This is a genomic window from Nocardiopsis alba (genome assembly GCF_000710955.1).
In the GTDB taxonomy this organism is placed as follows: domain Bacteria; phylum Actinomycetota; class Actinomycetes; order Streptosporangiales; family Streptosporangiaceae; genus Nocardiopsis; species Nocardiopsis alba.
On record NZ_BAZE01000006.1, the window covers coordinates 363,902 to 377,801 of the forward strand.

The following is a 13,900-nucleotide window of genomic DNA, read 5'->3' on the forward strand; positions in this document are numbered from 1 at the left end:
ACCGGCGACACCCCCTCAAGCCCTCGGATACGCCCGATCCGGGTCGGCGTTGCCCAACAGCTCCTCGGCATGGGCCCGACCCAGCTCCGAATCCTCCAGACCGGCCAGCATCCGGGACAACTCGCGCACCCGACCGTCCCGATCCAGACGGACCACACCGCTCTCGGTGACCAGCCCCTCCGTGGACTTCTCCACCACCAGATGGGCGTCCGCGAACGCCGCCACCTGCGGCAGGTGCGTGACCACGATGACCTGGGCACGACGGGCCAACCGGGCCAGACGCCGCCCGATCTCCACCGCCGCCTTACCGCCCACCCCGGCGTCCACCTCGTCGAACACGAACGTGGGCACCGGATCCGCGCCCGCGAACACGACCTCGATCGCCAACATCACCCGCGAGAGCTCACCACCGGAGGCACCCTTGTGCAACGGCAACGGAGCCGACCCCGGATGCGGGGCCAACAACAGCTCCACCTCGTCACGACCGTGCGGGCCGAACTCCTCCCCCGTGGTGATCCGCACGCTCACCCGGGCGTGCGGCATCGCCAACGCGGTCAACTCCTCGGTGACCGCCTCCCCGAAACGCTCGGCCGCGGCCTCACGGATCTCGGTGAGCTCACCGGCCGCCTCGGCCATATCGGCCGCCAACTCCTCGACCTCGGCCCGCAACTCCTCGATCCGCTCGTCGTCGCCGTCCAGCTCCGACAACCGCGCGGAGGCGTTCTCCGCCCACGCCAACATCTCGTCGGTGGTCTCGCCGTACTTGCGCGCCAACTGCGTCAACAGGGCACGACGCTCCTGCACCACCGCCAGCCGGGCCGGATCGGCCTCCACCGACTCGGCATAGGAGGCCAACTCGGTGGCCGCGTCGGTGATGATGTAGGACGCCTCGTCCAACCGGCTCCCGATTGAGGCCAGATCCTCATCGTGCTCACTGACCGAGGCCACCGCCTGCCGGGCCGCCGACAAGAGCCCCACCACGTCGGCCTGCACGTCGGCCGCGGCCGGATCGCCCGTGAGCGCCTCGTGCGCGGTGGTCGAGGCCACCCGCAGCCCATCGGCGTGCGCCAGCCTCGTCTCCTCCGCCGACAACTCGGCGTCCTCACCCGGCACCGGCTCGGCCGCGGTGATCTCCTCCACCCCGAACCGGAGCAGATCGGCCTCCTGCGCGCGCTCACGCGCCCGCTCCACCAACTCCTCCAGCTCCGCCGCCACCTCCCGGTGCCGCCGGTAGGCCACCGAATAGCGCTTCAGGACCTTGACCAGGTCGTCCCCGGCGAAACGGTCCAACGAGGACCGCTGCCGCTCGGCCCGCAGCAACCGCTGCTGATCGGACTGACCGTGCACCGCCACCAGGTCGTCGGCCAGATACGCCAACAGACTCACCGGCGCCGAACGCCCGCCCAACGTCGCCCGCGAACGGCCCTCCGCCGACACCGTACGGTTGAGGATGAGAACGTCGTCGTCGATGTCGCCACCGGCCTCCAGGACCCGGGTGGCCACCCGACCGCCCTCGGGAACGGTCAACCGGCCCTCGACCACCGCGCGACCGGCGCCGGGCCGCACCCGCTGCGGATCGGCCCGCCCACCGAAGAGCAACCCCAGCCCGGTGACGACCATGGTCTTACCCGCGCCGGTCTCACCGGTGACCACGGTCAGACCCGGTGACAGCTCCAACACGGCGTCGTCGATGACACCGAGGCCTTGGATGCGGACTTCTTCGAGCACCGATCCCTCTCCTGAATAGTTGACGCCCTGTGCGTGTGCCTACGCCGGCACTCAGCGTTCGTGCTCGACCCGACCCCGCCAGCCGGCGACCGGGAGGCCGAACTTGGCCACCAACCGGTCGGTGAACGGGGCGCGATGCAGCCTGGCCAGACGGACCGGCGTATCGGCACGGGTGATCTCGATTCGTGCCCCCACGGGCAATTCGACCATACGCCGTCCATCACACCAGAGCACGCCCGGCGTGGTGTCCGGAAGCACCTCCAACGCCACCGTCGCCTCCGGCCCCACCACCAGGGGACGGGCGAACAGGGCGTGCGCGCTGATCGGTACGACCATGAGGGCCTCCACGTCCGGCCACACCACCGGACCGCCCGCGGAGAACGCGTGCGCCGTGGACCCCGTGGGGGTGGCGCACACCACACCGTCACAGCCCCAGCTGGACAGGGGACGCCCGTCCACCTCCAGGACCATCTCCAACATGCGGCGGGAATCGGCCTTCTCCACCGTGGCCTCGTTCAACGCCCAGGACCGCACCGGCGGATCCCCATCGCCACGGCCCCCGTTGAAGACCGCCACGTCCAGGGTCATCCGCTCCTCCACGACGTAGTCGCGGTTGACCACACTGCGCACCGTGGCCCCCAGGTCCTCACGCTCGGCCTCCGCCAGGAAACCCACGTGCCCGAGATTGACCCCCAACAGCGGCGCCCCCGCGGGGCGGGCCAGCTCCGCGGCGCGCAACAGGGTGCCGTCCCCGCCCAGGACCATGACCAGCTCCACCCCGTGAGCGGCCACCTCCGGAGCCACCGCCTCCACCGGGGACAGCTCACAACCCACGGCGGCCAACTCCCGGACCTCGTCCTCGAGCATCCGGACCGTCAACCCGGCCCCGCTGAGCCGCTCATGGACCAACCGCGCGCTGCGCACGGCCGCCGGCCTCCCGGTGTGCGCCAGCAGGAGAACACTGCGTCCGCCGGTCATCGCCGTCCCCTCACGTTCACGCCCCGACAGGGGGTCTGGTGCAGACCGGATGCCTCGTGCGGACCCGGCCGGGTCACGTTACCGGACTCCTACGACGAGCGGCCACGCCCCCTCAGGACGGCCCCTCCTCGATCGCGCGCTCCAACCGGGCCGGATCCAACGGGTCGGCCCCGGCCCTCATCCACAGGAAGTACTCGACGTTCCCCGAAGGCCCCGGCAACGGACTCGCCGCCACGTCGACCACGCCCAGACCCAACGTGAGCGCGTGCGCGGCCACGTCCGTCACCGCCTCGGCGCGCAACGCCGGCTCGCGCACCACACCGCCCGCGCCCACACGATCCCGCCCCACCTCGAACTGGGGCTTGACCATCATCACGAAGTCCGCACCGGGATCGACGCAGTCGCGCAACGGCCCCAGCACCAACTTCAGCGAGATGAACGAAAGATCGCCCACCACCAGATCGGGACGGGGCTCGTCGATCTGCTCGGGGGTCAACTCACGGACGTTGACCCGCTCCATGACCTTGACCCGCTCATTACTGCGCAATGCCCACGCCAACTGGCCGTAACCGACGTCGACCGCCGTCACATGGGCCGCCCCACGACGCAACAGCACATCGGTGAACCCACCGGTGGAGGCGCCCGCGTCCAACGCCCGACGACCGTCCACCGACAGTTCGAAGGCGTCCAGGGCACCGATCAGCTTGTGCGCGCCACGTGAGACGTAGGGCGGTTCGTCGGAGGGCGTGCGCACCACGATGGGTTGGTCGGTCCCGACCTGGGTGGCGGCCTTGGAGGCGACCATCCCCGCCACACGGACGAAACCGTTCTCGATGATCTCGGCCGCGTGGCCTCGGGAGCGTGCGTGACCGCGGCGGACCAGTTCCGCGTCGAGCCGACTACGTTTTGCCATGGTCACCTAGGGTACCGGGCGTTATCGCGCGCCTTGGGAGCCCTGCCCGAGAGCTCCCAGGACACCGGACAGTTCCTGCTGGAGGGCGTCGAAGACCGCGACGTGCTCGTGGGTGGGCAGCGCGTCCAACTCCGCCAAACGCTCCCGCGTGGCGCCGAGCGTACGCTCCGCCAAGGCCTCGGCCTCCTCCTCGGTGCTCATCGAGGCACGCCCCCCCTTCCACGTCCACGACCGGACGCCCTCTCACGACCGTCGTCCCACCACACTCGGAGGGACCCTACCCGAACTACTTCTTGCCGCCCTTGCCCTTGGCCCCGCGCTTGGGAGCCGTCTTGGCCCTGGCGGTCTTGGCGTTGCCCGCCCGGCTCTTGGCGCGGGTGGCCGAGGCCCCCTTCGAAGCGTCGGAGGCCTCGCTCTCCGCGGCCTCCTCCGACCCCTCGTCGGAACCCTCGGAACGCTCCTCCCCGGCCGAGGACCCCTCGACCGCGGACTCTGAGGAAGAGGGCGCCGTCTCCTCCACCGGCTCGGAACCGACCGTCGACGCGGCCGCCTCGGAGTCGGCCGCCACCGAAGCCTCCGGCGCCGGCACGGGCTCCCGCCGGTCATCCTCACCCTCGACCGGGGCCGGCGACGTCGAGGAGGTCTCCCCGCGCGAGGCCGCGACCCGCTCCACCGGCTGACGAGCCGCCATCCTGCGCTCCAACTCCGCGACCCGGCGCACCACACGCTCGTACTCCGAGCGCGGCACCATGTCCATCCGCTCCAGGGCGCTCTCCACCTCGGCCCGCACCAGATCGGCGATGGCCGCCCGGTTGGCCTGACTGGTCTCGATCAACTCACCGGCCAGAGCCTGGATGTTCTGCCCCAGACGCGGAGGCGGACCATCGGCCTCCGCGACCTGCGGCGAGACCGAACCGTTCGCCTTCAGCAGGGACTTGGCGGCCGCGACCGCCTGCTTGCGGGAGAGTTCGGTGAGGCCATTGGCGGCATCGAGATAGGTGCGTACCGCGTCGACGACCATGATGACGTACTCCTTGATGGGGCCGAAGGAGAAAAGGAAAGGGAACGAAGGCAGGAGGGAGGGGCCTCGTGCTCCGGGGATCGACACCAACGCTACCGGGCCCGGCGCTCCCATGACACGCGAACCGACCGACCCGCCCTCCGCCCTCTCCACCCGGAACAACGGCGGAACCATCCCCATATAGGGCATCATGAGCCTATGAGCAGCATCGACGCGTGTCTGGACGGCATCGCCCGAACGAACGAGCGTATCCTCGCCCGCCCCGAGGCCGAACGCCGCGAGCACATACGCGAACGCACCATCAGCGTGATCGTCCCCGACCTGGGAACCGCCTTCGACATGCGCCTGACCGTCGACGGACTCACCGACATCGTCCACCGCCCGCTCACCTCCCCCGGCGGCCCCGCCCAGGTCAAGGTGACCGTCTCCGGCGACGACCTCGTGGCCCTGGCCGAGGACCGCCTGGACCCGGCCAAGGCCCTGGTCAGCCGACGTCTCAAGGTCAACGCCAGCGTCGGCGACCTCCTGCGCATGCGCCGCCTCCTGTGAAGGACGCGCCCGGGCCGAGAACACCGCCACCGCCCACGTGAGCAGAGGCACACCCGCCCTCCCCGAGCGGGAGGGCCCCGAGCGACCGGGACCGTGCCCCCTTCTCCCCCGACCGCCCACGACCGCCGCCCGCGGGAGGGTACCTTTCTGGGATGCCACGCCGACCTCTTGACCTGGCCCCCTTCCGGGGACTGCGCTACGCGGCCCCCGACGTCGATCGCTTCATCGACGGCGATTTCGACCTCTCCCGCCTCCTCGCGCCGCCCTACGACATCCCCGACGCCCGCGAGGCCCGCGAACTCCAACGCTCCGACCCCTACAACGCGGCGAGGGTCACCCTCCCCTACGCCCTGTCCCGGCACACCGCCGGCGAGGACACCACCGCCCACCGCTACCGGGGCGCCGCCGAACGACTCCACGGCTGGATCTCCGACGGCCGACTCGTCCGAGACCCCGAACCCGCCCTGTACGTGTACGAACAGGTCACCCCGAACGGCGAGACCCAACGCGGACTCATCGGCGCCCTGCGCCTCCCCGACGACGACACCGACCCGAGCCCCGTCCGCCCGCACGAGAACGTGGCCGAACCCCCGGTCCGCGACCGCTTCCTCCTCATGGACGAGACCCGCACCAACCTCGAACCCATCTTCCTCATCTACCGAGGCGGCGGCGGGGCCGCCACGACCATCACCGAGACGATCCCCCCACGGGAACGCCCTCTGATCTCCACCCGCACCGCCGACGGCGCCCACCACCGGCTCTGGGCGATCACCGACCCCGAACTCCACCGCCGTGTCTCCGACGACCTGGCCGCACGCTCCGCCCTCATCGCCGACGGACACCACCGCTACGCCGCCTACCGGCGCCTGCGCTCCGCACACGAGGAGGCCGACTGGGGGTACGGGCTGGCCCTGCTGGTGGACAGCGACACCCACCCGCCCCGACTCGGCTCGATCCACCGTGTCCTTCCCGGGCTGGACACCGAACGAGCCCTGGCCGCCGCCCGCACCGTCGCCCTGGTCGAACCCGTCCCGGCACCGGACCCCGCCATCCCGAACCGCACCAAGGCGCCCGCACTCCTACTGGCCTCCCCCGAAGGGGAGACCCACATGGTCCACGGGTTCGACGAGACCACCTTGGAGCAGGCCTCTCCCGGGCATTCCACCGCCTGGCGACACCTGGCCACCGCCGCCCTGCACGAGGTACTGCTCCCGCTGTGGCGTTACCCGGAGAGGCGGGTCCGCATGGTGCACGACGACCCGCACGAGGCCGTGGAACTGGCCCGCGCCACCCGAGGCACCGCCGTCATCGTCCCCCCTATGCGGATCGACCAGATCTACGCCCTCACCGACCAGGGCGAGCTGACCCCGCGCAAATCCACCTCCTTCGGCCCCAAACCACGCACCGGCCTGGTCATGCGGACCCTGGACTGACCCGCCCCGGAACCCGCCTCGCCGACCGGCGGGGCGGCCTCTCCACCGGCCCTCCCCGCGATATTCGCCGGCGCCGAGACCATCACCTCTGCCAGGCTGAACATCCACCCCACCCGAACAGGAGCGACGCCGTGTCCACAGCCGACCCCGGCACGGACCCCGAGGGTCCCAGAACCCGCGTGAGCCTGGCCCGAGACCTCGCCCGACTGGGCGTCCGACCCGGCCTGACCCTCCTGATCCACTCCTCCCTCCGCTCCCTGGGGTGGGTATGCGGATCCGAGCAGGCCGTGGTCCAGGCGCTGACCGACGCCCTCGGGCCCGACGGAACCCTGGTCGTGCCCACCCAGACCTCGGACAACACCGACCCCTCCGGATGGGGCGCGCCCCCGGTGCCCGCCTCGTGGTGGCCCACGATTCGGGAACACACCCCCGCCTTCGACCCGCTCCACACACCCGGTTCCCACATGGGTCGTATCTCCGAGGCCGTGCGCACCCGCTCCGGCGCCGTACGCAGCCCCCACCCCCAGACCTCCTTCGCCGCCCTGGGACCCGACGCCGAACACCTCATGCACCCCCACCCGCTCGGTTCCGCCCTGGGAGAGCGCTCTCCCCTGGCCCGTCTGGAACAGAAGCGGGCCCACATCCTGCTCCTGGGCGTGGGATACGACTCCTGCACCGCCTTCCACCTGGCCGAATACCGGATCCCGAACCCACGCCGCGCCGAGACCTCCTGCGCGATCGGCACCGAGACCGGCCGCCGGGAATGGGTCACCGTCACCGACGTGGACCTGAACGCCGACGACTTCCCCGCCCTGGGCACGGCCCTGGAGGAGACCGGAATCGTGACGACCGGCCCCGTGGGCGCCGCGACAGCACGCCTCTTCCCTCTGGCCGAGGCGGTGGGTTTCGCCACCTCCTGGCTGAGCGAACACCGCCCACGCTGAGACACGTGCGGGCAGGGCCACACCGCCCCGTCCGGAAACGGGACCACCGGGGGACACCGCGGACCGCACCGGGAGGAAGGGCCCCGTCCACGAGGAGCCCGGACCACGGGAAACGAGACGAAGGCCATGGCCTAGCCTGGAGGCGACCACTCCCACCGCACAGAAGACGGACCGACCTCCATGTCCCTCCAGGCAGCCGACCGCCCGCTCGACGAACTCCACGACGCGATGCTCCTGGACCTGGACGGGGTCGTCTACATCGGCCCCGAGGCCGTGCCCGCCGCCCCCGAGGCCATCGGCAAGGCCCGCGCCGCCGGCGCCAAGGTCGCCTTCGTCACCAACAACGCCGGCCGCACCCCCGCGCGCATCGCCGAACACCTCACCCAGCTGGGCGTACCCGCCCTCCCCTCCGACGTCGTCACCTCCGCCGAGGCCGCCGCCCGTCTGGTCGCCGAACGCCACCCGCAGGGCTCCGACGTCCTGGTCGTCGGCGACACCGGCCTGCGCCAGGCCGTACGCCGCATGGGGCTGCGCCCCGTCACCGTCGACGACCCCTCGGTGGTGGCCGTGGTCCAGGGCTACTCCCGCTCCATCAACCGCGACCTCCTCGACCAGGGGGCGCTCGCCGTGGCGCGCGGCGCCTTCTACGTGGCCGCCAACGCCGACGCCACCGCGCCCGGAGAATGGGGCCACACCCCCGCCAACGGCGCCTTCGTCCGTGTCATCGCGCACGCCACCGGGGTCGAACCGGTCGTCGCCGGCAAACCGATGCGCCCCCTCCACGAAGAGGGCATGCTGCGCACCGGCGCCACCGACCCGCTCATCGTCGGCGACCGCCTGGACACCGACATCGAAGGGGCCACCACCCACGGCGCGGCCGGCCTGCTGGTCCTGTCCGGGGTCGCCACCCCACGGGACCTGGTGGCCGCCCCGCCCCACCGACGCCCCCGCTACCTCGCCTGGGACATCTCCGGGATGAACCGGACCCACCCCGCGCCGGAGCGGAACGGCGAACAGACCCTGTGCCGTGGCTGGACCATCACCACCACCGACGGAACGGTACACGTCTCCGGTGCCGGAGAACCTCTGGACGGCCTGCGTGCCCTGTGCGTCGCGGTCTGGTCGGACGAGAAGGTCGACCCCAGCGGACCGTCGGTCGTCGAGGCCCTGCGCGCCCTGGGCCTGTGACCTCCGCGGACGGGCGCCGCCCCGGCCGGGGGTCATCGGCGCCCTCACCGTTCCCCATCCCCGATCGGGGACACGGAGGCCACCTCCACCTCCAGGACACTGCGCACCCCGAGGGCACCCCGCCAGATCCGACGGCGTAGAGCACCCGTGGCCCGGACCACCGAGCCCCGACGCCACCCCGAGACCCGGTCCACGATCCGCTCCTCGAAGGAGACCAGGGTCAACGAATCGACCCTGCCCGTCGCCCCCGGACGGCTCGGATCACGCGGCCGGGCCACCCCGATCCGCCAACTGACCAGCCGATCCCCACTGGGCAGGGTCCGCACCCTCGGCGGCGCGGTGATCCGACCCACCACGACCACCTCGTTACGGTGGCCTCGGTCCCGATCGGGCACCTCCGGTACGACGGAGACGGCCGTCGGACCGTCCCCCTCGTCCGCCCCGGACACCACACCCCTCCGTCCCCCGTCACCGGGTGGCGGACCGGAACAGGAGACGGGGGCGAGTCGACGGGGGCCGGAGGGACCGGCGATGGAGAGGGCGCCGATCGCAGGGGAGAACAGCGAGAGAAGAGCGTCGAGAACCGGGGCGAGAAGACGTCGAATGGACACGAGGGACTTCCTAACGTCGAGGAACACCTGACGCGCGCGCTGATCCCAGGATCCCCGGAACCACCCCGGCGGAGAAGACCCGAATCGAATCTGTGGACAACCTCCCGACCCCGCCCCGAACAGCCATGACACCCTTGTTCTAGAGTCGGACCCGGCCCGGCGAACGGGCCGCACATCGTTCGTAGAAGAGGGGTGCCCGCCGTGCACAAGGACGTGGACGTCAGCGAACCGCCCGAGGGGATCGTCCCGCTGGGGGACGAGATCTATGCCATCGACACGATGCTGGCCGGTTACCCGGGCGTCGTGTCGGCCTACCTCATCCGCACCGAACGGCCCTGCATCGTCGAGGTCGGCACCGCGGCCTCCGCCACGGTGCTGCGCGACGCCGTCGTCCGGCTCGGCCTGGCCCCCGAGGACCTGGCCACCATCGTGGTCACCCACATCCACCTGGACCACGCCGGCGGAACCGGCGACATGGCGGCGCTCTTCCCCAACGCCGAGATCGTCGTGCACGAGCGCGGCGCCCGCCACCTGGCCGACCCGAGCCGGCTGATGGCCAGCGCCGCGATGGTCTGGGGCGACCGGCTGGAGACCCTCTTCGGCCACATGAGCCCCACCGAGGCGACCCGCATCCGCGCGGTCTCCGAGACCGGAGAGATCGACCTGGGCGGCGGCCGTCGCCTGGTCTCGCACTACGCCCCGGGTCACGCCAAACACCACATGGGCCTGGTCGACACCGGCACCGGCGACCTATACGTCGGTGACGCCCTCGGCGTCTACAACCCGCTCACCGGGGACCTGCGACCGGCCACCCCGCCGCCGGACTTCGACATGGACGCCTGCCTGCGCACCCTGCGGCTGTTCGGGGACATCGGCGCCCAGAGGCTGATGTTCTCGCACTTCGGCGCGTTGACGGAGGTCGAGGCCACCATGGACCGCGCCGAGCGAGAGCTGCGCCTGTGGGTGGAGACCGTACGCGACTCCCACGACACCGGAGGCGACCTGGACCACGCCATCGCGATGGTGCGCGACAAGGTGATCTCGCGCTACCGCCCCAACCCGCCGGAGGCCTCCCCCGGGACCGTCGCCGTCCTGGACACCCTCAGCGGTCCGGAGGCCAACGTGAGCGGCATCGTCCACTGGCTGGATCGGCTCGCACGAGAGCAGGAACAGGCTCGGAAGAAGGCCGAGGAGGAGCGGGCCTGACCCGCGCGGGGTCCGGGCACCGGAGAACCGGACGCGTTCCCCGGACCCCGCCCGCCCCGGTCACACCGTGATCGGGTCCGAGGCCACCTACGTCGGACCCTGCTCCGGAGCACCGGGAAGCCCGAGGGCCCGGATCAGATACGCGTACAGCCCATCCGACCAGGACAGTTCCTCGTCCGACGGCAGACGATCGAAGGCACGTGCCTCGACGGTCTCGAACAGCCCGGTCAACGGCTCCACACCCAGGACCGGGGCATGGGTGACCACGGTGACGTGCCCACCGGCGAGCACATAATGACCCGCCACCCGGATCTCCCCCAGAGTGGCGCCGGCCTCCTCCCGAGCCTCACGACGCGCCGTGGCGTACAGGTCCTCCCCCGGTTCACGATGCCCGCCGGGGAACTCCCACCCCCGCCGGCGGTGACGGACCAGGAACGGTCGTTCCCCCACATAGGTCAGGCAGACGACCGAGTCGTACTCCTCGGGGAGCTCCCCCAGACGCACGAGAGCGCCGCCGAGCGGCTCGAAGCCGTTCGGCGGCGCTTCATCGGAGTGATCCGAGATACCGATCAGTCCCTGTCGCGGTCCCGGTCGTCCTCACGACCCTCGTCCTCGGAGGGGGCCTCTCGGACCTCCTCTTCGGGACGGTCATCGCGGGTCTCGTCCTCCGAGCGGTCCTCGCTCTCGGAACGCTCCTCGGAGTCGGGGCGCTTCTCGGGTTCGGGACGCTCTTCGGAGTCGTCCCGACCACCGTCGTCCTCACGCTCGTCACGACGGTCGTCGCTCTCACGGCGCTCTTCACCCTGGTCGCCGCGGTCCTCGGAGTCGTTACGACGGTCACGAGGAGCCTCGACGAACTCCTCGGACCCACCGTCCTCCTCGACGTCGGTCCAGACGATCCCGTCCTCGACGTCGATGTCGACCAGCTCCACACCCTCGAGCACGGCCAGACGCTCATCGGCGTCGGTCACGCCCTCACGGTCCACCGACGAGGCCCTCGCGAAGTACTCACGGGCGTCGTCGGTGCGTCCCAGCTCTTCGAGGACGTCGGCGTAGGCGTAGAACAGACGCGCCACATACGGGCGGGCACGACGTTCCTTCAGCTCCGGCACCTGGAGTTCGGCCAAGGCGGCCTTGGTGTCGCCCATGTCGCGACGGGCACCGGCGGCCACGATCCGCAGCTCGATCCGGTCGGCGGTGTCCAGGTTCCCCGCGGCGGGGTCGGAGGCGATCTCCAACGCGCGCTCGGGGCGCCCCAGGCCACGCTCACAGTCGGCCATGACGGCGAGGAAGTTGTCCCGACCGCTCATCCGCCGCGCCGCGCGCAGGTCGGCCAGGGCCTCCTGCCACTTGCCGACGGTGTAGGCCGCGATGCCCGAGGCCTCACGGACCGTGGACAGTCGAGAGGCCTTACGGCGGGCGTAGGCCGCGTGCTGGTAGGCCTTCTCCGGGTCCTCGTCGACCAGCATGCCGGCCGCCACGATGTGCTTACCGATGAGCTCGGCCAGGGACTTGGGCAGCGAGTGCAGATCGCGCTTGATCTCGCCGTCGAGCTGGTCGTAGGTCGCCTCTTCCGGGAGGGACGGGGCGATGTCGGCCGGGTCGCGGTCCTCACGCGGTCCACGACGGTCGTCTCGGCGGAAGTCACGCCCCCGGCCGCCGTCACGACGATCGTCACGACCCCGATAGCCGCCACGGTCGTCACGGCGATCCCGGCCGCCCTGGTGACCGCCACGACGGTCGTCACGACGGTCACGATCCCCGCGGAACCCCCCGCGGTCATCGCGGCGGTCACGGTCTCCACGGAAGCCGCCACGGTCGTCACGACGGTCGCGATCGTCACGCCGGTAGCCACCGCGGTCGTCACGGCGGTCACGGTCACCCCGGAACCCACCGCGATCGTCACGACGGTCGCGATCGTCACGCCGGTAACCGCCACGACGGTCGTCGCCCCGGTCGTCACGGCCCCGGTGACCGCCGCGGTCATCGCGACGGTCTCCGCGGAAGCCGCCACGGTCGTCCCTACGGAAGTCACGACCGCCATCACGGCGCTCTCCACCGCGAGAGTCGTCCCGACGGTCCCGGTCACCCCGGTAACCGCCGCGGTCGTCCCCGCGGAAACCGCGGTCCCCGCCACGGGAGTCGTCCCGACGATCGCGATCGCCTCGATAGCCGCCACGGTCATCACGGCGGTCCCCGCGATATCCACCACGGTCATCACGCCGATCGCGGTCGCGGAACCCACCGCGGTCGCGATCGTCACGCCGGTAGCCACCGCGGTCATCACGACGGTCACGGTCACCCCGGTAACCGCCACGACGGTCGTCGCCCCGGTCGTCGCGACGGTCCCGGTCGCCACGGAACCCACCGCGGTCATCGCGATAGCCCCCACGACGGTCGTCACGGTGGCCACCGCGATCGTCCCGACGGAAGTCACGACGTCCTTCGCGGCCCCTGTCGTCACGGGAGTCCCTGTAGCCGGACCGGGAACGGGACTCCTCACCCCGTCCGCGACCGCCAGGCCCACCGGAGCGGCTACCGCTGTGGTCGTTTGCCCCGGAGTCCTGGCGGTCTCCCGATCGGCTGTCCTCAGTCATCCAACCCGTCCGTCAACAATCAAAAGCGCTGCCACCTCGACCAGTAGCAGCGCACAGAAGTACTCGTACCCTCCAGCTTACGACATGGGACGAACCCGCATCACCAAAGCCGACAGCCGGGACGGTGTGCTTGTCCACAACACAGGCACAAAAAAAGGGGGGCACCCCAAGGCACCCCCCAACACACAAAAAAGAAAGGGACACCCCCACAACAGGGGCGCCCCTTCCTCCAAGAAAAACCGTGGCAGCGACCTACTCTCCCACCCCACCACAGGGCAGTACCATCAGCGCAAAGAGACTTAACGACCGGGTTCGGAATGAGACCGGGTGTGACCCTCCAGCAATAACCACCACGGAAACCAACCCCCACACCAACACCCACCAGGCAGGCACGGGGAAAAATCCGTGAAAAATGTGCGCGAACATCCAATTATCTGCAGCGGACAAGCCCTCGGCCTATTAGTACCGGTCAGCTCCACCCCTCACAAGGCTTCCACACCCGGCCTATCAACCCCGTCGTCTACAGGGAGCCTTACCCTCTCAAGGAGGCAGGAGACCTCATCTCGAAGCAGGCTTCCCGCTTAGATGCTTTCAGCGGTTATCCCTCCCGAACGTAGCCAACCAGCCATGCCCTTGGCAGGACAACTGGCACACCAGAGGTTCGTCCGTCCCGGTCCTCTCGTACTAGGGACAGCCCTTCTCAAGTCTCCAACGCGCACAGCGGATAGGGAC

Annotated in this window: 13 protein-coding genes and 2 rRNA genes; 5 read left to right on the forward strand and 10 right to left on the reverse strand. The window is 70.7% G+C overall.

The window, feature by feature from the left end:
- Positions 1 to 15: 15 nt before the first annotated feature.
- From recN to TR33_RS14020, 5 genes are all read right to left on the reverse strand, one after another.
- On the reverse strand, positions 16 to 1,728 hold the full coding sequence (gene recN / locus TR33_RS14000) for a DNA repair protein RecN (RefSeq protein ID WP_014909220.1): 1,713 nt from the start codon (positions 1,726 to 1,728) through the stop codon (positions 16 to 18).
- A 51-nt stretch (positions 1,729 to 1,779) separates the two neighbouring features.
- A complete protein-coding gene (locus TR33_RS14005; protein ID WP_017535446.1) occupies positions 1,780 to 2,706 on the reverse strand; it encodes an NAD kinase in 927 nt (308 codons plus the stop codon).
- A gap of 112 nt (positions 2,707 to 2,818) precedes the next feature.
- A complete protein-coding gene (locus tag TR33_RS14010; RefSeq protein ID WP_014912305.1) occupies positions 2,819 to 3,619 on the reverse strand; it encodes a TlyA family RNA methyltransferase in 801 nt (266 codons plus the stop codon).
- A 21-nt stretch (positions 3,620 to 3,640) separates the two neighbouring features.
- Entirely contained in the window at positions 3,641 to 3,820 is a 180-nt protein-coding gene (locus tag TR33_RS14015) for a hypothetical protein (RefSeq protein WP_014909622.1), read from the reverse strand.
- An 85-nt stretch (positions 3,821 to 3,905) separates the two neighbouring features.
- Positions 3,906 to 4,640 carry a membrane fusogenic activity family protein gene (locus tag TR33_RS14020; RefSeq protein WP_041562309.1) on the reverse strand — a complete coding sequence of 245 codons (735 nt, stop codon included), beginning with the start codon at positions 4,638 to 4,640 and terminating at the stop codon, positions 3,906 to 3,908.
- Positions 4,641 to 4,838: 198 nt separating this feature from the next.
- Here TR33_RS14020 and TR33_RS14025 point away from each other — a divergent pair, with 198 nt between their 5' ends.
- The 4 genes from TR33_RS14025 to TR33_RS14040 all read left to right on the forward strand — a co-directional run bounded on the left by TR33_RS14025 (position 4,839) and on the right by TR33_RS14040 (position 8,754).
- Complete coding sequence (locus TR33_RS14025) at positions 4,839 to 5,189, forward strand: SCP2 sterol-binding domain-containing protein (RefSeq protein WP_017535449.1); 351 nt, start codon at positions 4,839 to 4,841, stop codon at positions 5,187 to 5,189.
- Between the two features lie 152 nt (positions 5,190 to 5,341).
- Positions 5,342 to 6,622 carry a DUF1015 domain-containing protein gene (locus TR33_RS14030; protein ID WP_017535450.1) on the forward strand — a complete coding sequence of 427 codons (1,281 nt, stop codon included), beginning with the start codon at positions 5,342 to 5,344 and terminating at the stop codon, positions 6,620 to 6,622.
- Positions 6,623 to 6,753: 131 nt separating this feature from the next.
- A complete protein-coding gene (locus tag TR33_RS14035) occupies positions 6,754 to 7,566 on the forward strand; it encodes an AAC(3) family N-acetyltransferase (RefSeq protein ID WP_014909745.1) in 813 nt (270 codons plus the stop codon).
- A gap of 180 nt (positions 7,567 to 7,746) precedes the next feature.
- Complete coding sequence (locus TR33_RS14040) at positions 7,747 to 8,754, forward strand: HAD-IIA family hydrolase (RefSeq protein ID WP_017535452.1); 1,008 nt, start codon at positions 7,747 to 7,749, stop codon at positions 8,752 to 8,754.
- Positions 8,755 to 8,798: 44 nt separating this feature from the next.
- On the opposite strand, the gene TR33_RS25705 is transcribed toward TR33_RS14040, so the two are convergent.
- The gene (locus TR33_RS25705) at positions 8,799 to 9,365 is read right to left on the reverse strand and encodes a single-stranded DNA-binding protein (RefSeq protein WP_052358165.1); all 567 of its coding nucleotides are present in this window, start codon (positions 9,363 to 9,365) and stop codon (positions 8,799 to 8,801) included.
- A gap of 201 nt (positions 9,366 to 9,566) precedes the next feature.
- On the opposite strand from TR33_RS25705, the gene TR33_RS14050 reads away from it, so the two are divergent.
- On the forward strand, positions 9,567 to 10,571 hold the full coding sequence (locus TR33_RS14050) for an MBL fold metallo-hydrolase (protein WP_014913395.1): 1,005 nt from the start codon (positions 9,567 to 9,569) through the stop codon (positions 10,569 to 10,571).
- An 87-nt stretch (positions 10,572 to 10,658) separates the two neighbouring features.
- On the opposite strand, the gene TR33_RS14055 is transcribed toward TR33_RS14050, so the two are convergent.
- The 4 genes from TR33_RS14055 to TR33_RS14070 all read right to left on the reverse strand — a co-directional run.
- Positions 10,659 to 11,075 carry an NUDIX hydrolase gene (locus tag TR33_RS14055; protein ID WP_042283518.1) on the reverse strand — a complete coding sequence of 139 codons (417 nt, stop codon included), beginning with the start codon at positions 11,073 to 11,075 and terminating at the stop codon, positions 10,659 to 10,661.
- A gap of 65 nt (positions 11,076 to 11,140) precedes the next feature.
- Entirely contained in the window at positions 11,141 to 13,168 is a 2,028-nt protein-coding gene (locus TR33_RS27255) for a tetratricopeptide repeat protein (protein ID WP_042283522.1), read from the reverse strand.
- Between the two features lie 239 nt (positions 13,169 to 13,407).
- Positions 13,408 to 13,523, reverse strand: a 5S ribosomal RNA gene (gene rrf / locus TR33_RS14065).
- Positions 13,524 to 13,607: 84 nt separating this feature from the next.
- Positions 13,608 to 13,900, reverse strand: a 23S ribosomal RNA gene (locus TR33_RS14070); the annotation flags it as partial.